Below are 17085 nucleotides of genomic sequence, written 5' to 3'. Positions count from 1 at the left end.
TCGCCGGACGGGCTTGATTTCGGCCCCTGTCGGGTCAGGCCTTCGTACCTGTTATCGCTTCTGCTGCTGCTACGCCGCAGACTCGGGCCGCGCCATGGGTGGCTATGTACAGCGAGCCCCTCGGGTCCGACTGGGGCAGGCCCATCTCGGCCACGATCGTGTCCGGGCGGGCCGCCAGCAGGGCGTCGAGCGCCCCGCTCATCCAGCTGTGCCGGTGCTCGTCGCGGACCACGGCGACGATGCGCCGCTCCCCCGCCGCCGCCAGGATCGCGTCCGCGACGGCCTCGGTCTCCTCGGTGTAGGTGTCCGTGCCGGTGCCGGGCAGGATCCTGTCCAGCTCGGCGGCGATGCCCCACGGGGTCTCGTCGCCGACCGCGATGTTCGCCTCCGCGCTGAACGAGGCGACGTACGCCGCCTCCGTCAGCCGGTCGCCGGAGCCGGTCACCCGGACCGCGCGGCGGGCGGCCACCAGACCGATGTCGGAGCTGACACCGGTGCCGGGCGCGGTCCCCTCCTGCACTGCCGCGCCCGGCTCCGGGACATCCCCCCGGGCCCTCTGCGTCCAGGACGCGAGGGCTCGTACACGGGCGGCCGCGTCGGCGAGCCGCTCCTCGGTCAGTTCCCCGCTGCGCACGGCCGCGACGAGGGCGTCGCGCAGCCGCAGCACCGTCTCCTCGTCGGCCAGGCCGCCGCCCACACAGATGGCGTCGGCGCCCGCCGCGAGGGCGAGGACGGACCCGCGCTCGATGCCGTACGTACCGGCGATGGCGTCCATCTCTACGGCGTCGGTGACGATCAGGCCGTCGTAGCCCAGCTCCTGGCGCAGCAGACCGGTGAGGATCTGCGGGCTCAGGGTCGCCGGGCGGTCCGGGTCGAGTGCGGGAAGAAGGATATGCGCGCTCATCACCGATTTGGAACCCGCCGCGATGGCCGCCCGGAAGGGCACCAGCTCACGGGCGTGCAGGGTGTCGAGGTCCACGTCGATGCGGGGCAGCGCGAGGTGCGAGTCGACCGCGGTGTCGCCGTGCCCGGGGAAGTGCTTGGTGCAGGCGGCGACACCGGCGGCCTGGAGCCCCTCGATGTACGCGGCGGTGTGCCGGGCGGCCAGGCGGGTGTCGGCGCCGAAGGAGCGCACGCCGATGACCGGGTTGCCCGGGTTGGAGTTGACGTCGGCGGACGGCGCCCAGTTGAGGTTGACGCCGCACTCGGCGAGCCGGCGGCCGAGCTCCTGGGCGACGGCCCGGGTGAGGTGGACGTCGTCCACCGAGCCGAGGGCGAAGTTGCCGGGGAAGGAGGAGCCGTGCGTGACCTCCAGGCGGGTCACGTCGCCGCCCTCCTCGTCGATGGCGACGAGGACGTCGTCCCGCTCGGAGCGCAGCCGTCCGGTGAGGGCGGTGAGCTGTTCGGGCGAGGTGATGTTGCGGCCGAACAGGCCGACGGAGGCGAGGCCTTCACCGACGCGGCGCAGCAGCCAGTCCGGTGCGGTGGTTCCGGTGAACCCGGGCTGGAGCACAGCGAGCGCGTCGCGCGTCACGGTGTCCGTGGTGGAAACGAGGGTGGTCATGAGCCCGCACTATCCCTTCACGGCGCCGGAAGTGAGGCCTGCGGCCATCTTCTTCTGAATGATCATGAAGAACACGACGACGGGGATGGCGATCATGGTCGATGCCGCCATGAGCGCGCCGTAGTCCGTTCCGCGCTCGGTCGTGAACGTCATCAGCCAGACGTTCAGCGTGTACTTGGAGTTGTCGTTGATCAGGATGTACGCGAAGAGGTACTCGTTCCACGCGTTCACCAGGGCGAAGATCGACGCGGCGGCGAGCCCGGGGGCGAGCAGCGGGAAGATCACCCGGCGGAAGGCCTGGAAGCGGGTGCAGCCGTCCACCATCGCGGACTCCTCCAGCTCCACCGGGATGTTCACGACGAAGCCGCGGATCATGATGGTGGCGAAGGGCAGCGTGGAGACCAGATAGACGACGATCAGGCCCCAGTACTCGTCGATCCCGCCCATGGCGTTGAGCTGGGCGTAGATCGGGATGAGCATCGCCGTCGGCGGCAGCATCTGGACCAGGATCATGATCAGGACCAGGGCCTTGCGGCCGAAGAACCGGAACCGGCCGATCGCCAGGGCCGCCAGGGTCGCGATGATCATGCCGCCGACCACCGCGGTGACCGCGACGATCAGGCTGGACTGGATGGCGGTGGCGAAGTTCTGCTGCTCGGTGGCCCGGACGAAGTTGTCGAAGGTGATCGACGTGGGCCACAGGGTCTGGTCGTAGCTGCGGATCTCGTGGTTGGGCCGCAGGGCGCTGATGACCAGCCAGTAGACCGGGAAGACCATGACCAGGGCGACGACGAGGCCGATGAGGTCGAAGTGCAGCCGGCTCTTCTTGCGGTCGGGGCGCAGCACCTGCGTCTGGACCTGTGTCTGGGTCGAGCTGCTCATTCGACCTCTCCCGTCTTCATGAGCTGGCGCAGGTAGTACACGGCCACGCCGGACAGCAGCAGCACCGTGATCAGGGCGATCGCGGTGCCCTGGCTGAAGGAGGTGGACTCGAACGCCTTGGAGTAGGAGTAGAGGCCGAGGGTCTCGTACTCCGGCTCGGGCTTGTTGCCGCGCAGCAGCCAGATCTGACCGAAGACGTTGAAGTCCCAGATCACCGAGAGGGTGGCGACCATGGTGAAGACCGGCTTGATGACCGGCCAGGTGACGAACTTGTAGATGCCGTAGGCGCTGGCGCCGTCGAGGGCGGCGGCCTCCTCCAGTTCCTGCGGGACCTGGGTGAGGGCGGCGTACAGGGTGACGACGACGAACGGGATGGCGCCCCAGACGACCAGCAGGGTGATGATGCCGAAGCCCTGGATCGGGTTGAGGTACCAGTTGTGTCCGAGCCAGTCCTCGCCGGCGACCTTGGCGATCAGGGTGTTGATCAGTCCGTAGTCGGAGTCGGCCATGAAACGGAAGATCGAGGCGGCCACCATCAGCGGCATCGACCAGGCGGCGATGAGGCAGGCGGTGAGCACCAGCCGGACCCAGGTGGAGAGCTTGCGCATCAGCAGGGCGACCAGCAGCCCGATCCCCATGGTCAGCGTCACACAGACGGCCATGAAGACGACCGTGCGGAAGGTGACCCACCAGAACTCGGAGTCGCCGAGGATGTTGGTGAACTGCTCGAAGCCGACCCATGGCGCCGGTTCTCCGGACCACAGCTCACGCCGGCCCATGTCCTGGAAGGACATGACGACCGTCTTGCCGAGCGGGTAGAGGTAGACGGCGGCGATCGCCACGATCGCCGGGAGAATCAGGAGATAGGGGAGCAGTTCCCCCTTCTTCCGCTTTCTCTTCTGCACCCGGGGCGCGTCCTCGTCGGAGGACGACTTCACCGTCGCCTGCGGGTCGGGTGGTACGGGGACCGGCGGCCCGGCGGCCTTGGTATCAGCGGCAGACACGTGGCTGACCTTCCATCGCGGGTCCGGGGCGGGCCCCGGAATTCACGGCATTCACTTGCGGGAAAGGAGCGGGGGCCCGGCGCTGACGCCGGGCCCCGCCTGGCGATCGGAAGGTCAGGATTCCTTGTTGATCAGCGCGTTGATCTTGTCGTCGGCCTTCTTGGTGGCGTCGGCGACGGAGGAGCCCTTGACGATCTCCAGGAGCATGTTCTGGAGGATCTCCTCCTTCTCGATGGAGGCCCAGCCCGGCGCGATCGGCGTGAACCAGGCGTCCGGCACCGCGTTGGCGATGGCGGCGGTCTCCGGCTTGGCCTTCAGCGGCTCAAGCTGCTTCTCGTTGTTGGGGAGGATGTTCTTCGACGCGAGGACCTCCATGGACTTCGCGTTGGTGAAGAGGGAGATCCACTCCTCGCCGAGGTCCTGGACCTTGGACTTGGAGACCGTCGCGAGGTCCGAGCCGCCGATGAAGGACGGGAGGGCCTTGCCCTCGGGGCCGGGCATACCGGCCGTGGCGATCTTGCCCTCGAGCTTCGGGTTGCCGTTCTCGCCCGTGGTGACGCTGCCGGCCTCCCAGGCCTGGCCGTAGATGACCGCGGCCTTCTCGTTGGCCATGACGTTGGCGTGGTCCTGCTCGTCCTTCGTCACATCGGCCTTGTTGTACTTCTTGACCAGGTCGATGAAGTGCTGGATGCCCTTCTGGGCCTCCGGGGTGGAGAGCGCGGACTTCCACTCCTTGCCGCCCTCGTCGTACGTGGCTATCTGGCCACCGTAGGCGGCGACGTAGGACATCGCGGCGTACCAGTAACGACCCGGGAAGTAGAGGGAGGAGGCGCGCTTGTCCTTCTTGCCCAGCTCGGTGGAGACCTTGTCCATCGCGGCGAGGAACTCGTCCTCGGTCTGCGGGAGAGCGTCGCTGCCGGTGCCGGCCTTCAGCATGTCCTTGTTGTACACGGCCAGACGGGCGCTCGCGTAGTAAGGGACGCAGTAGGTCTTGCCCTCGAAGGAGCACGTGTCCTTCAGACCCTTGATCCAGGTGTCCGAGTTCTCGTACTTCTTGGGGTCGATTTCTCCGAGCGCACCATTGAGGATGTACTGCATGGTCTCGGTATTGCCGAGTTCGACGACATCCGGGAATTTGTCACCGGCGAGGGAGGTGTCCAGCTTCTTGACCTTGTCGGCCCACTGCTGGTATTGAACCTTGACCTTGACGCCCGGGTACTTCTTGTTGAACTCGGCGTTGACGTCCTTGACCAGTTCCGGCCAGGTGGACCGGGCCTCGCCCATGAGCCAGACGGTCAGGGTTTCCTTGCGGTCCTTCGGGTCCGCGGACGAGTTCTTGTCGTCCGAACCACACGCCGCGACCGAAACCAACATGCCCGCGACACCGATAGCCGCGATGAGCTTGCGCTTCACGTCAAACCCTCCTCAGGGATGCTGCAACCCCACCCACCGCGAAGACATTCGACGAGTTCTGCTGGGGCTGGACCTGGTCTTTAATGGTTTAGACCAGTACCGGGAGCTTGGCCTAGACCTTTAGGGGTGTCAAGGGTGTATAAGAAGTGCACTCGCGTCCGTTATAGGACCGACACCTAAGGGAGGGCGACGACCCGTGACCGGACCGTGCCACCATGTGAGCCGCGACAGACGGAGGAGCCGGTGACGGCAGCAACGCAGCAGTCGGGAAGGCGGGCCATGGGTGCCGACGGGGGCAGTACGGGGAGCGAGACCGGTGCCGGTACGCGCACGGCGCGCGTACCGAAGTACTACCGGCTCAAGCGCCATCTCCTCGACATGACGGACACTCTGCCGCCCGGCACCCCGGTGCCGCCCGAACGCACCCTGGCGGCCGAGTTCGACACCTCGCGCACCACCGTGCGCCAGGCGCTCCAGGAACTGGTCGTCGAGGGCCGCCTCGAACGCATCCAGGGCAAGGGCACCTTCGTCGCCAAGCCGAAGGTCTCCCAGGCCCTCCAGCTCACCTCGTACACCGAGGACATGCGTGCCCAGGGACTGGAGCCGACGTCCCAACTGCTGGACATCGGCTATGTCACGGCGGACGACACGCTCGCCGGCCTGCTGGACATCTCGACGGGCGGCCGGGTGCTGCGCATCGAGCGGCTCCGGCTCGCCAGCGGGGAGCCGATGGCGATCGAGACCACACACCTTTCGGCCAAACGCTTCCCGGCGCTGCGCCGTTCGCTGGTGAAGTACACCTCGCTCTACACCGCGCTCGCCGAGGTGTACGACGTCCGTCTCGCCGAGGCGGAGGAGACCATCGAGACCTCGCTCGCCACCCCGCGCGAGGCAGGTCTGCTGGGCACCGACGTGGGTCTGCCGATGCTCATGCTGTCCCGCCATTCGGTGGACGGCCAGGGCGAACCGGTGGAGTGGGTGCGCTCGGTGTACCGGGGCGACCGCTACAAGTTCGTGGCCCGTCTGAAGCGCCCGACGGACTGAGAGCCGGCAGAGCGCGAACAGGCGGTGGCCCGGGGACCCTTCCCCGGGCCACCGCCTGTTTTCGGTCATCCCGAGTGGGGCGGGGACCGCGTGAACCGATCCCCCATCCGACCCGTGTCATGACTGCGGAGCTTCGGTGGAGACATCGGCGATACGCGACCGGTATGCGGACAGGGGTTCCGGAGAGCGGCCGTACCACCTAGATTTCGCGCACGTTACGACAGTGATCGCGCGAGGGGACGGATCGATATGCCGGAAACGCCCACATCAGCACCACCGGTTCCACCCGCACCCGGACGGCGGGCGCCGACCCCGAAGTCCATAGTCGTCTGGAGCCTGGTGGCCCTGGCCGGCGCCATCGGCTGGGCCACCCTCGCGCTCTCGCGGGGTGAAGAGGTCTCCGCCGCCTGGATGCTGGCGGCGGCCCTCGGCTCGTACGCCATCGCGTACCGCTTCTACTCCCGGTTCATCGCCAACCGGGTCCTGAAGGTCGACAAGAACCGCGCGACCCCCGCCGAACGGCTGGACAACGGCGTCGACTTCCATCCCACCGACCGCCGGGTCCTGTTCGGCCACCACTTCGCCGCCATCGCGGGGGCCGGGCCCCTGGTCGGCCCCGTGCTCGCCGCGCAGATGGGATATCTGCCGGGCACGATCTGGCTGGTCGTCGGCGTCATCTTCGCCGGCGCCGTCCAGGACATGGTGACGCTCTTCTTCTCCACCCGCCGCAACGGCCGTTCGCTCGGCCAGATGGCACGCGACGAGATAGGGCCGGTCGGCGGGATCGCCGCCCTGGTCGCGGTCTTCATCATCATGATCATCCTGCTCGCGGTCCTCGCGCTGGTCATCGTGAACGCGCTCGCCCACTCGCCGTGGGGCGTCTTCTCGATCGGCATGACGATCCCGATCGCCCTCTTCATGGGCGTCTATCTGCGCATCCTGCGGCCCGGCAAGGTCAGCGAGGTCTCCTTCATAGGCGTCGCGCTGCTGCTCCTCGCGATCGTCTCGGGCGGCTGGGTCGCGGAGTCGTCGTGGGCGGACTTCTTCACGCTGGAGCCGGGCACGCTGGTCATCTGGATGATCGTGTACGGGTTCCTCGCCTCCGTGCTCCCCGTGTGGCTGCTGCTGGCCCCGCGCGACTACCTCTCCACCTTCATGAAGGTCGGCACGATCGGGCTGCTGGCCCTGGGCGTGATCGTCGCCCTGCCGACCCTGAAGATGCCCGCCGTGACCGACTTCGCCTCCAGCGGCTCGGGCCCGGTCTTCGCCGGCTCGATGTTCCCGTTCGTCTTCATCACCATCGCCTGCGGCGCGCTCTCCGGCTTCCACTCCCTGGTCTCCTCCGGCACCACGCCGAAGATGGTCCAGAAGGAGACGCAGATCCGGATGATCGGCTACGGCGCCATGCTGGTCGAGTCGTTCGTGGCGATCATGGCGATGATCGCGGCCTGCATCATCGACCCCGGCCTCTACTTCGCCATCAACGCGCCCGTCGGCGTGATCGGTGACAGCGTCCAGTCCGCCTCCCAGGCCGTGGCAAATTTCGGGTTCACCATCACCCCGGACGCCCTGGCCCAGGCCGCCAAGGACGTCGAGGAGGCGAGCCTGCTCTCCCGGACCGGTGGCGCGCCCACCTTCGCGCTCGGCATGTCGGAGATCTTCTCCGCGGTGGTCGGCGGGACCGCGATGAAGGCGTTCTGGTACCACTTCGCCATCATGTTCGAGGCGCTCTTCATCCTGACCACCGTGGACGCCGGCACCCGGGTCGGGCGCTTCATGCTCCAGGACATGCTGGGCAACGCCTACAAGCCGTTCCGCGAGGTCAGCTGGAAGCCGGGCGTCTGGTTCGCCAGCGCCGTCGTGGTCGGCGGCTGGGGCTACTTCCTCTGGGTCGGCGTGCACGACCCGCTGGGCGGCATCAACCAGCTCTTCCCGCTCTTCGGCATCGCCAACCAGCTGCTGGCCGCCGTCGCGCTGGCCGTCTGCACCACCCTGCTCGTCAAGTCCGGCCGCCTGAAGTGGGCGTGGGTCACCGCGGTCCCGCTCGCCTGGGACGTGGCGGTCACCCTCACCGCGAGCTGGCAGAAGATCTTCTCCGAGGACGTGAAGGTCGGCTTCTTCGCCCAGCGCGACAAGTACCAGGCGGGCATCGACGCGGGCGAGGTTCTGGCCCCCGCGAAGAACATGGACGACATGCGGACCGTCGTCACCAACTCCACCGTCGACGGGGTGCTGAGCGCGCTGTTCGCGCTCCTCATCATCGTGGTGCTCGTGGACGCCGGGCGGGTCTGCTACAAGGCCATCCGCGACCCGGAGAGCGTCAAGCTCCACGAGGCGCCGTACGTCGAGTCCAAGCTCGTCGCCCCGGCCTCGCTCATCGCGACCCCGGAGGAGAAGGCCGAACTGGTCGCCGCCGGCGTCGGCCCCGAGGGCGGCATCCGCAAGGAGGCCGCGGGAACGGGGAGCCCGACATGACCGTCGCGGACGTCCGGCGGGTGGCGGGACGGATCCGCTGGTACGTCCGTGAGCTGACCGGCGAGTCGGCGTACGACCGCTATGTGGCGCACGCGCGGGTCCACGATCCGGACGCCCCGGTGATGACCCGCCGCGCCTTCGAACGCAGTCGCACGGACGCCCGCGAGGCGGATCCACGCGAGGGCTTCCGCTGCTGCTGAGCACCACCGGCCGCATCGGGGCCGCCGCACCCCTCCCAGGGGCGCGGCGGCCCCTTTTCGCGCCTGCCCCGGTGGAGCGGGCGGCGACCCGGAGGGCCTTCCGGTGTCCGGCCGCCGTTCGATCTCCCGGTGCGGGGAGCCCTCACCGTACGAAAGGATGTGCTCATGACACCGTGCTCCCGGTCGCCCCGGCTCCGGCCCCTCCTCCTGACCCTGACGCTGGCGCTGACCCTCGCGGCGGCGGGCTGCGGCACCGAGCGTCCGCCCGGCTCGGAGGCGGCGGACCGGAGCTCCTCGGGCGATCCGGCGCCCGACCGGGCGGAGTTGGAGGAGCGGGCGCGGGCCGTACAGACCGTCGCGGAGCATGTGTGGGTGACCGAGGCCCCCGGGTACACCCTGGCGCGCCAGTCGGTCGGGGTGGTCGGCGACGACGGGTTCGGCAGCGTCTACACCACGCCCGAGGGCCAGCAGATCCAGCTGTCGGTGGAGCGCCGCCCGCACGCCGAGGCCGACTGTACGAAGAATCCCGCGCCCGCCGGCGGCCAGGAGCCCCTGGAGACGTGCGAGCGGGACGGCGGCCAGTGGTACCGGGCCACGGAGTCCGGCCACGCGTACGCCCAGGAACAGGGCGGCCTCGTGGTCACGTTGAGCGGAGTGCGCGACAAGGTGGACCGGGCGACGCTGCGGTCGTCGGCGCGGGCCGCCCACCGCGCCGACGACCACGAGCTGGACCAGGTGCTGCCGCCGGCCGGGGAGGCCGCCGGGCGACAGCCGGTCGAGCGCGGCGATCTGCCGCCGGTGGGCGACGGCGCCCCGAACAACGATGTGGGAGCGAGTGGCTGATGGATCTGACGATCAGAGCGGCGGAACCCGCCGAGTACGCCGTGCTCGGCGAGATCATCGCCGAGGCGTATCTCGGCGACGATCTGCTGGACGGCCCGCAGGACCCGTATCTGCTCAAGTTGCGGGCGGTGGAGCAGCGGGCGGCCGAGGCGGAAGTGCTGGTCGCGCTCGACGCGGACGGGGCGGTGCTCGGCGGTGTGACGTATGCCGCTCCCGGCACTCCGTGGCGCGACATAGCCGGTCCGGAAGAGGCCGAATTCCGGATGCTGGCCGTGGCCCGCGCGGGGCGCGGACGGGGTGTGGGAGAGGCTCTCGTACGGGCGTGCGTCGAGCGGGCCCGATCCGCCGACGGCGTCCGGGCGCTGGTGCTGTCGACGCAGCCGGCGATGCTCGGAGCCCATAGGATCTACCGTCGGCTCGGCTTTCTGCGGACCCCCGAACGGGACTGGGAGCCGGTGCCGGGCCTGCGCCTGATGACCTTCCGGCTGGAGCTGGGGGCGGCCTCCTGAGGGGCTTATTAAATCGACGCGACACAACATGTGGGGGCCGCAGCATCTGGCGGCCCCCACATGTATGCTCGACCTCGCTGTCGTCGCAGGGGAATCCGGTGCGAATCCGGAACTGTCCCGCAACGGTGTGATCAGTGTGCTTTTGCACACCTGAAGTCCGAAGACCTGTCGACAGCGCGTCCGGCTCGACCGAACCGGATGCCAGACGTCCGGGCCTCGCGGATAGGCCGGTGGACGCCGTCAGCTGTGCTGCCCTGCCTCGGGTTTCGCGCTGCCCGGCTTCCCCGCCTGCTGCCGGCCCCCTGCCGAGCGAGGGAAAGCCCAGTGACCATCGCGCCCGCCGATCCGGTTTCAGCCACCGAATCCGCCGAGTCCACCACGGCCGGGAACGCCCCGAACGACGGACCCGGGACCGCTTTGCTGCGGACCTTGACCGACCTCACCGTCGATCTGCCCGACACCGACCCCGGCCGGGTCGCCGCCGCCGCGCTGCGCGGGCGCAACGCCCGTTCCGACGAGGCCGAGTTGCGCTCGCTGGCCACCGAGGCCGCCGCGGGGCTGATCTCCGAGGACCCGGCGTACTCCCGGCTCGCCGCCCGGCTGCTGACCCGCACGATCGCGGACGAGGCCGCTGGGCAGGGCGCGACGTCCTTCTCCGCCTCGGTCGCCGTCGGCCACCGCGAGGGCCTGATCGCCGACCGCACCGCCGCGTTCGTGGCGCTGCACGCGACCGCGCTCGACCAGCTCGTCGAGCAGGCCCTGGCGGACGGCGCCGACGACCGCTTCGGCTACTTCGGTCTGCGTACGCTGCACAGCCGCTATCTGCTGCGCCACCCGCTCACCCGCCAGGTGATCGAGACCCCGCAGCACTTCATGCTGCGTGTGGCCGCGGGCCTCGCCGAGGACGAGTCGGTGCGGGCGCTGGACGAGGTCGCCGCGCTGTACGGGCTGATGAGCCGGCTGGACTACCTCCCCTCCTCCCCCACGCTCTTCAACTCCGGCACCCGGCACCCGCAGATGTCCTCCTGCTATCTGCTGGACTCGCCGAAGGACGAGCTGGACTCGATCTACGACCGCTACCACCAGGTGGCGCGGCTCTCCAAGCACGCGGGCGGCATCGGTCTGTCGTACTCCCGCATCCGCGCCCGGGGTTCGCTGATCCGGGGCACCAACGGGCACTCCAACGGCATCGTGCCGTTCCTCAAGACGCTGGACGCCTCCGTCGCGGCGGTGAACCAGGGCGGCCGGCGCAAGGGCGCGGCGGCGGTCTACCTGGAGACCTGGCACGCCGACATCGAGGAGTTCCTGGAGCTCCGCGACAACACCGGTGAGGACCAGCGGCGTACGCACAACCTGAACCTGGCGCACTGGATCCCGGACGAGTTCATGCGCCGGGTCGACGCGGACACCGACTGGTCGCTGTTCTCGCCCGCCGAGGTGCCCGAGCTGGTCGACCTGTGGGGCGACGAGTTCGACGCGGCCTACCGCGCGGCCGAGGCCAAGGGCCTGGCCCGCAGGACGATTCCGGCGCGTGAGCTGTACGGCCGGATGATGCGGACCCTCGCGCAGACCGGCCAGGGCTGGATGACGTTCAAGGACGCCTCCAACCGGACCGCGAACCAGACCGCCGAGCCGGGCCGGGTCGTGCACTCCTCGAACCTGTGCACAGAGATCCTGGAGGTCACCGACGACGGCGAGACGGCCGTCTGCAACCTGGGCTCGGTCAACCTGGGCGCCTTCGTGGCGAACGGCTCGATCGACTGGGACCGGCTGGACGCCACCGTGCGCACCGCCGTGACCTTCCTGGACCGAGTCGTCGACATCAACTTCTACCCGACCGAGCAGGCCGGGCGCTCCAACTCCCGCTGGCGGCCGGTCGGCCTGGGCGCGATGGGCCTCCAGGACGTCTTCTTCCAGCTGCGCCTGCCCTTCGACTCCCCCGAGGCCCGCGCGCTCTCGACGAAGATCTCCGAGCGGATCATGCTGGCCGCGTACGAGGCGTCCTGCGACCTCGCCGAGCGCTCGGGCCCGCTGCCCGCGTGGTCGGAGACGCGTGCCGCGCGCGGTGTCCTCCACCCGGACCACTACGACACCGAGCTGAACTGGCCGGAGCGCTGGGACGCCCTGCGCGCCCGGGTCGCGAAGACCGGTATGCGCAACTCGCTGCTGCTGGCCATCGCGCCGACCGCCACCATCGCCTCGATCGCCGGGGTGTACGAGTGCATCGAGCCGCAGGTCTCCAACCTGTTCAAGCGCGAGACGCTCAGCGGTGAGTTCCTCCAGGTGAACGCCTACCTGGTGGACGAGCTGAAGAAGCTCGGCGTGTGGGACGCCCGCACCCGTGAGGCGCTGCGCGAGGCCAGCGGCTCCGTGCAGGGCTTCGCCTGGATCCCCGAGGACGTGCGGGCGCTGTACCGCACGGCGTGGGAGATCCCGCAGCGCGGTCTGATCGACATGGCGGCGGCCCGTACGCCGTTCCTCGACCAGAGTCAGTCGCTCAACCTGTTCCTGGAGACGCCGACGATCGGCAAGCTCTCCTCGATGTACGCGTACGCCTGGAAGCAGGGGCTGAAGACGACGTACTACCTGCGTTCGCGCCCGGCGACCCGGATCGCCCGTGCCGCGTCCGGCCAGGCGGCGGCCGCCACCCCCATTCCCGTACAGCAGGCTTCGGCTCCCGACGCGGACGCCATCGCCTGCTCTCTCGAAAACCCCGAGTCCTGCGAGGCCTGCCAGTAATGAGTAACGAAGAGAAGAACCTGCTCGACCCGGGATTCGAGCTGACCCTGCGTCCCATGCGCTACCCGGACTTCTACGAGCGCTACCGGGACGCGATCAAGAACACCTGGACCGTCGAGGAGGTCGACCTCCACTCGGACGTCGCCGACCTCGCGAAGCTGTCGCCGGGTGAGCAGCACATGATCGGCCGGCTGGTGGCGTTCTTCGCGACCGGTGACTCGATCGTCTCCAACAACCTCGTGCTGACGCTGTACAAGCACATCAACTCCCCCGAGGCGCGGCTGTACCTGTCGCGGCAGCTCTTCGAGGAGGCCGTGCACGTCCAGTTCTATCTGACGCTGCTGGACACCTATCTGCCCGACCCGGACGACCGGGCGGCCGCGTTCGACGCGGTCGAGGAGATCCCCTCGATCCGTGAGAAGGCGCAGTTCTGCTTCAAGTGGATGGACTCGGTCGAGAAGATCGACCGGCTGGAGACGAAGGCCGACCGCCGTCGCTTCCTGCTGAACCTGATCTGCTTCGCGGCGTGCATCGAGGGGCTGTTCTTCTACGGCGCGTTCGCCTACGTGTACTGGTTCCGCTCGCGCGGTCTGCTGCACGGTCTCGCCACGGGCACCAACTGGGTGTTCCGTGACGAGACGATGCACATGAACTTCGCGTTCGAGGTCGTGGACACCGTCCGCAAGGAGGAGCCGGAGCTCTTCGACGACGCGCTCCAGCAGCAGGTCACCGACATGCTGAAGGAAGCGGTCGAGGCGGAGCTGCAGTTCGGCCGCGACCTGTGCGGCGAGGGCCTGCCGGGCATGAACACCGAGTCGATGCGCCAGTACCTGGAGTGCGTCGCCGACCAGCGGCTCGCCCGCCTCGGCTTCCCGACGGTGTACGGCTCGGAGAACCCGTTCTCCTTCATGGAGCTCCAGGGCGTCCAGGAGCTGACGAACTTCTTCGAGCGCCGCCCGTCCGCCTACCAGGTGGCGGTCGAGGGCTCGGTCGGGTTCGACGACGACTTCTAGACCCTGACCCAGATCCTCAGGTGAGGGCGCCGCGTGGCCGTGACAGGCCGCGCGGCGCTTTCCGTTTGCGGGGGTCCGGCCGCCCGCCGGCCGCGGTCCGCCTCCCGCAGCTGGCGGTCGATCCGGCGTTCGCGAACGGACCCGACGGCGACGGGCGCGAGGACGAGGGCGAAAAGTGCTGCTACGACCAGGTAGTTCAGGAATGTGTTCATGCCTCTACTCTGGCCCGCCCGGACGAAAAACATCAGTGGCAGGACTGCCATGGGGCATCAAATAGCTGCCACACTCGCTCCATGCTGACCAATGTCGCCGCCCTCCTCCTCGACGAGGTCCACCCCTTCGAACTCGGCGTCCTGTGCGAGGTGTTCGGCCTCGACCGCAGCGACGAGGGCCTGCCGGTGCACGATTTCGCAGTGGTCTCCGCCGAGGGCCCCGTCCTGAACACCCACGCGGGCTTCACCATCACCACGCCGCACGGCCTGGAGCGGCTGGAGGAGGCCGACCTCATCGCTGTGCCGGCGGGCAGCCACTTCATGCAGCGGGAGTATCCCGAGGAGGTCCTCGACGCGCTGCGCCGGGCCGTGGAGCGCGGCTCGCGGGTGCTGAGCGTCTGCTCGGGGGCGTACGTCCTCGGCGCGGCCGGGCTGTTGGACGGCCGTCGCTGCACCACCCACTGGCGGCACGCGGCGGAGCTGTCCCGGCGCTATCCGAAGGCGATCGTCGAACCGGACGTGCTGTACGTGGACGAGGGCCCGGTGATCAGTTCGGCGGGCACGGCCGCCGGGATCGACGCCTGCCTGCATCTGATCCGGCAGGAGTACGGCCAGGACGCGGCCAACACCCTCGCCCGGCGCATGGTGGTGCCGCCGCACCGGGACGGCGGGCAGGCGCAGTACATCAGCCGCCCGCTGCCCCGGAACGCCTGCGACACGGTCGGCTCGACGCTGGCGTGGATGGAGCAGCACCTCGACCAGGAGATGAGCGTGGAGCAGCTGGCCGCGCAGGCGCACATGTCGCCGCGCACCTTCGCCCGGCGGTTCCAGCAGGAGACCGGGACCACGCCCTACCGCTGGCTGCTGCGGCAGCGGGTCCTGCTGGCCCAGCACCTGCTGGAGACCTCCGACCGGACGATCGACACGATCGCGGGCCAGACGGGCTTCGGTACGGCGGCGACGCTGCGACACCAGTTCGTGCGGTCATTGGGCACCACGCCGAACGCCTACCGCCGTACGTTCCGGGGCCCGGCGTCCACGGCCGTGCCCGACGTCGCCTGAGAGGCCTCAGTCGTTGGGGACGGTCTCGTAGCGCGGCGTGCCTTCTTCCATCTGCCGCAGCGCGTCCTTGCGCTCCCGCTTGGAGAGCCGGTCGATGTAGAGGTAGCCGTACAGGTGGTCCGTCTCGTGCTGGAGGCAGCGCGCGAAGTAGCCGCTGCCGCGCACCTTGATCGGGTTGCCCTTCGCGTCCTGCCCGCGCACCACCGCGTAGTCGGGGCGGGCGAGCGAGGCGTACGCGGTCGGGACCGAGAGGCAGCCCTCGTTGGAGTCGTCCAGCACCCGCATCTCGGGGGCCAGCTCCTCCAGCACCGGGTTGCAGACGACGCCGGTGTGGCGCTTGCCGTCGTCGTCCGGGCAGTCGTAGACGAAGACCTTCAGGTCCACGCCGATCTGGTTGGCCGCGAGCCCGACGCCCTCGGCCGTCTTCTGGCTGGCGAACATGTCGTCGATCAGCTGGGCCAGCTCGTCGTCGAACGCGGTGACGTCCTTGCACTCCTTGTGCAGCACCGGGTTGCCCACGACCGTGATCGGACGGGAGGTGCCGCGCGCACGGTAGGCCGCCTCGCGCTCCTCGCAGTCCTCCGTGTCGACGATGAACCCCTCGTCGTCCACGCCGATCCGCCCGTCCGTCTCCTGCTGCGACATGTCCGCCGTACGCCTTCCTGCAAAACCTGAACTCGGTGACCCCGCCGCATCCCTTCGGAACCGGGAAGCGCGGGAGGAGCAGCACCGCGATCGGTGCGCGTACAGCCTACGGGCAGCGGTCAGCAGACTTCTTCGAGATCCCGCCACTCACGGCTGTCCGGACTGTCGGCGACCCAGCCGTCCAGCAGCCCGCGCACCAGTCCGGCGGGGGCCGCGAGGCCGCACTCGCGCTCCGGGACCCACAGATCGCCGGCGCCCGCGGTGCGGTGGCCCAGCGGTCCCGGGTGGCCCGGCTCGCTGTGGTCGTGCGGGTCCAGGTGCTCGCCGTCGCCCTCGTCGCTCTCCATCCGGCTCTCCGAACACGCCCGGCACAGCAGCCGTACGGAGGAGGACCAGTCCTCGGCGGCGAACCCGGCGTCCGATGCCAGCTTCTCCAGCGCGTCCCGGTCGTCCTCGGTGGCCGCCTCCAGCAGCACCACCCAGGTCGGCACCGGAGAGGGCGCCCACAGCTCGATCTCGTCGAACACCGGATACGAGGGCCCGGCCGCGGTGACCCGCTCGCCGTTGGGCACCCCGTCGTGCAGGACGACCTCGCCCCAGCGCCGCCCGGAGGACGGCAGCGGGATGGACAGCACCTCGATCCGGGCCGGGTCGAGCCGGCGGCCCCAGACCACCTCGGCCTCGCCCTCCGGCGAGAGCCGCACGGCGGCGCTGCCCAGCTCCATGCCGGTCGGCTCGGTGGTGGCCGCGCTGTGCTGGCCGCCGCCGGGGACCTTCAGGCCGTACGCCTGCCAGGCCCGCCGCGCCAACGGCCAGTCCTGGAGCGCGGTGGCCGCGATCCCGACGTTCCACCAGTCCGGGGCGCCGGACTCGCGGTCCAGCAGCGCGACGGCCCGCAGACCCGCGGCCCGCGCCTGCTCCCAGTCGTGCCGGAACTTGTGCAGCAGCGCCAGATTGAACCAGGACTCCGAGAGCCAGGGCTCCAGATCCGCCGCGCGCGTCAGCAGCGCCCCCGCGTCCTCGTACCGGCCGTCGCCGATCAGCGTGAACGCGCGGTCCGTGGCCTGCCGCCAAGAGGCGGACGGCCGATGCCGTACCTTCCCGAAGATCCTCACGATTCCCGCCTGTCCCGACTGGACACCCTCGTCATCCGCTCTGCTTTCGCATCCAACCATGCCCAGCCGGACGCCCGCTCATTACCCATGGGTTACCCAGCTCCGGCCGGGGTCAGACCGCCCCGCGCGAGGACGCGTCCCAGGGCCTCCACCACCTGCGGCCGGTGGTCGCGCCCGGTGCCGGACCCGAGCCGCTCCAACGTGCCGGGGGGCCCGCCCACGCATTCCCCGCGCGGGCCGTCCTATGCGTCGGCTGCCCTGACGATCCTGGCGGCGAGCGGCCGCGACCGCTACCGCCGGGGAGGGGGCCGGCGTACGGGCCCGGAAACGGCTGCGCGGCTCACCGGGCCACTACGGACCCGGTG

General features: G+C 69.6%; 15 protein-coding genes and 1 riboswitch. Of the genes, 8 read left to right on the top strand and 7 right to left on the bottom strand.

Annotated elements, in window-relative coordinates:
• Window positions 1–34: 34 nt before the first annotated feature.
• The 4 genes from G3I54_RS15010 to G3I54_RS14995 all read right to left on the bottom strand — a co-directional run bounded on the left by G3I54_RS15010 (window position 35) and on the right by G3I54_RS14995 (window position 4863).
• On the bottom strand, window positions 35–1564 hold the full coding sequence (locus G3I54_RS15010) for a glycoside hydrolase family 3 protein (protein WP_164614941.1): 1530 nt from the start codon (window positions 1562–1564) through the stop codon (window positions 35–37).
• A 9-nt stretch (window positions 1565–1573) separates the two neighbouring features.
• Entirely contained in the window at window positions 1574–2446 is an 873-nt protein-coding gene (locus G3I54_RS15005) for a carbohydrate ABC transporter permease (RefSeq protein ID WP_164614939.1), read from the bottom strand.
• Window positions 2443–3450 (bottom strand): sugar ABC transporter permease, encoded by a 1008-nt coding sequence (locus tag G3I54_RS15000; RefSeq protein WP_164614938.1) that lies wholly within the window; start codon window positions 3448–3450, stop codon window positions 2443–2445. The genes G3I54_RS15005 and G3I54_RS15000 overlap by 4 nt, the downstream gene beginning before the upstream one ends.
• 114 nt (window positions 3451–3564) lie before the next feature.
• Window positions 3565–4863, bottom strand: coding sequence for a sugar ABC transporter substrate-binding protein (locus tag G3I54_RS14995; protein WP_164614936.1), 1299 nt, complete (start codon window positions 4861–4863; stop codon window positions 3565–3567).
• Between the two features lie 279 nt (window positions 4864–5142).
• Between G3I54_RS14995 and G3I54_RS14990 the strand changes: the two genes are divergently transcribed.
• From G3I54_RS14990 to G3I54_RS14960, 7 genes are all read left to right on the top strand, one after another.
• Window positions 5143–5907, top strand: a complete 765-nt coding sequence (locus tag G3I54_RS14990; protein ID WP_007458216.1) for a GntR family transcriptional regulator — start codon at window positions 5143–5145, stop codon at window positions 5905–5907.
• Window positions 5908–6156: 249 nt separating this feature from the next.
• Window positions 6157–8382, top strand: a complete 2226-nt coding sequence (locus tag G3I54_RS14985) for a carbon starvation CstA family protein (RefSeq protein WP_164614934.1) — start codon at window positions 6157–6159, stop codon at window positions 8380–8382.
• Window positions 8379–8582: a YbdD/YjiX family protein gene (locus G3I54_RS14980; RefSeq protein ID WP_164614932.1), complete on the top strand. Its 204-nt coding sequence runs from the start codon at window positions 8379–8381 to the stop codon at window positions 8580–8582. The genes G3I54_RS14985 and G3I54_RS14980 overlap by 4 nt, the downstream gene beginning before the upstream one ends.
• Window positions 8583–8747: 165 nt before the next feature.
• Window positions 8748–9425, top strand: a complete 678-nt coding sequence (locus G3I54_RS14975) for a hypothetical protein (RefSeq protein ID WP_164614930.1) — start codon at window positions 8748–8750, stop codon at window positions 9423–9425.
• Window positions 9425–9934, top strand: coding sequence for a GNAT family N-acetyltransferase (locus G3I54_RS14970; protein WP_164614928.1), 510 nt, complete (start codon window positions 9425–9427; stop codon window positions 9932–9934). The genes G3I54_RS14975 and G3I54_RS14970 overlap by 1 nt, the downstream gene beginning before the upstream one ends.
• Before the next feature lie 52 nt (window positions 9935–9986).
• Window positions 9987–10122, top strand: a riboswitch (cobalamin riboswitch).
• A 136-nt stretch (window positions 10123–10258) separates the two neighbouring features.
• Window positions 10259–12673: a ribonucleoside-diphosphate reductase subunit alpha gene (locus G3I54_RS14965; RefSeq protein WP_164614925.1), complete on the top strand. Its 2415-nt coding sequence runs from the start codon at window positions 10259–10261 to the stop codon at window positions 12671–12673.
• Complete coding sequence (locus tag G3I54_RS14960) at window positions 12673–13686, top strand: ribonucleotide-diphosphate reductase subunit beta (protein ID WP_203686301.1); 1014 nt, start codon at window positions 12673–12675, stop codon at window positions 13684–13686. Before G3I54_RS14965 ends, G3I54_RS14960 begins: the two co-directional genes overlap by 1 nt.
• Here the strand turns inward: G3I54_RS14960 and G3I54_RS39495 are convergent.
• Entirely contained in the window at window positions 13683–13898 is a 216-nt protein-coding gene (locus G3I54_RS39495) for a hypothetical protein (protein WP_239144380.1), read from the bottom strand. The two genes, G3I54_RS14960 and G3I54_RS39495, sit on opposite strands and share 4 nt — an antisense overlap.
• Before the next feature lie 81 nt (window positions 13899–13979).
• Between G3I54_RS39495 and G3I54_RS14955 the strand changes: the two genes are divergently transcribed.
• Window positions 13980–14960 (top strand): helix-turn-helix domain-containing protein, encoded by a 981-nt coding sequence (locus tag G3I54_RS14955; protein ID WP_164614923.1) that lies wholly within the window; start codon window positions 13980–13982, stop codon window positions 14958–14960.
• 6 nt (window positions 14961–14966) lie between these two features.
• Here G3I54_RS14955 and def read toward each other — a convergent pair whose 3' ends face one another.
• Together def and G3I54_RS14945 are read right to left on the bottom strand one after the other, a co-directional pair.
• Window positions 14967–15605, bottom strand: coding sequence for a peptide deformylase (gene def, locus G3I54_RS14950; protein WP_164614921.1), 639 nt, complete (start codon window positions 15603–15605; stop codon window positions 14967–14969).
• Window positions 15606–15724: 119 nt separating this feature from the next.
• Window positions 15725–16720 (bottom strand): hypothetical protein, encoded by a 996-nt coding sequence (locus G3I54_RS14945; protein ID WP_018959149.1) that lies wholly within the window; start codon window positions 16718–16720, stop codon window positions 15725–15727.
• Window positions 16721–17085 lie beyond the last annotated feature (365 nt).

This window comes from Streptomyces sp. SID14515 (assembly GCF_010548505.1).
GTDB classification, from domain to species: Bacteria; Actinomycetota; Actinomycetes; order Streptomycetales; family Streptomycetaceae; genus Streptomyces; species Streptomyces caviscabies.
This window is presented reverse-complemented; position numbering and strand designations above follow the sequence as displayed.

Coding starts and splice junctions, on each gene's coding strand:
- G3I54_RS14990 (WP_007458216.1), top strand. CDS start 5,143: ATGGGTGCCGACGGGGGCAGTACGGGGAGCGAGACCGGTGCCGGTACG.
- G3I54_RS14985 (WP_164614934.1), top strand. CDS start 6,157: ATGCCGGAAACGCCCACATCAGCACCACCGGTTCCACCCGCACCCGGA.
- G3I54_RS14975 (WP_164614930.1), top strand. CDS start 8,748: ATGACACCGTGCTCCCGGTCGCCCCGGCTCCGGCCCCTCCTCCTGACC.
- G3I54_RS14955 (WP_164614923.1), top strand. CDS start 13,980: ATGCTGACCAATGTCGCCGCCCTCCTCCTCGACGAGGTCCACCCCTTC.
- G3I54_RS15010 (WP_164614941.1), bottom strand. CDS start 1,564: ATGACCACCCTCGTTTCCACCACGGACACCGTGACGCGCGACGCGCTC.
- G3I54_RS14970 (WP_164614928.1), top strand. CDS start 9,425: ATGGATCTGACGATCAGAGCGGCGGAACCCGCCGAGTACGCCGTGCTC.
- G3I54_RS14960 (WP_203686301.1), top strand. CDS start 12,673: ATGAGTAACGAAGAGAAGAACCTGCTCGACCCGGGATTCGAGCTGACC.
- def (WP_164614921.1), bottom strand. CDS start 15,605: ATGTCGCAGCAGGAGACGGACGGGCGGATCGGCGTGGACGACGAGGGG.
- G3I54_RS39495 (WP_239144380.1), bottom strand. CDS start 13,898: ATGAACACATTCCTGAACTACCTGGTCGTAGCAGCACTTTTCGCCCTC.
- G3I54_RS15005 (WP_164614939.1), bottom strand. CDS start 2,446: ATGAGCAGCTCGACCCAGACACAGGTCCAGACGCAGGTGCTGCGCCCC.
- G3I54_RS14980 (WP_164614932.1), top strand. CDS start 8,379: ATGACCGTCGCGGACGTCCGGCGGGTGGCGGGACGGATCCGCTGGTAC.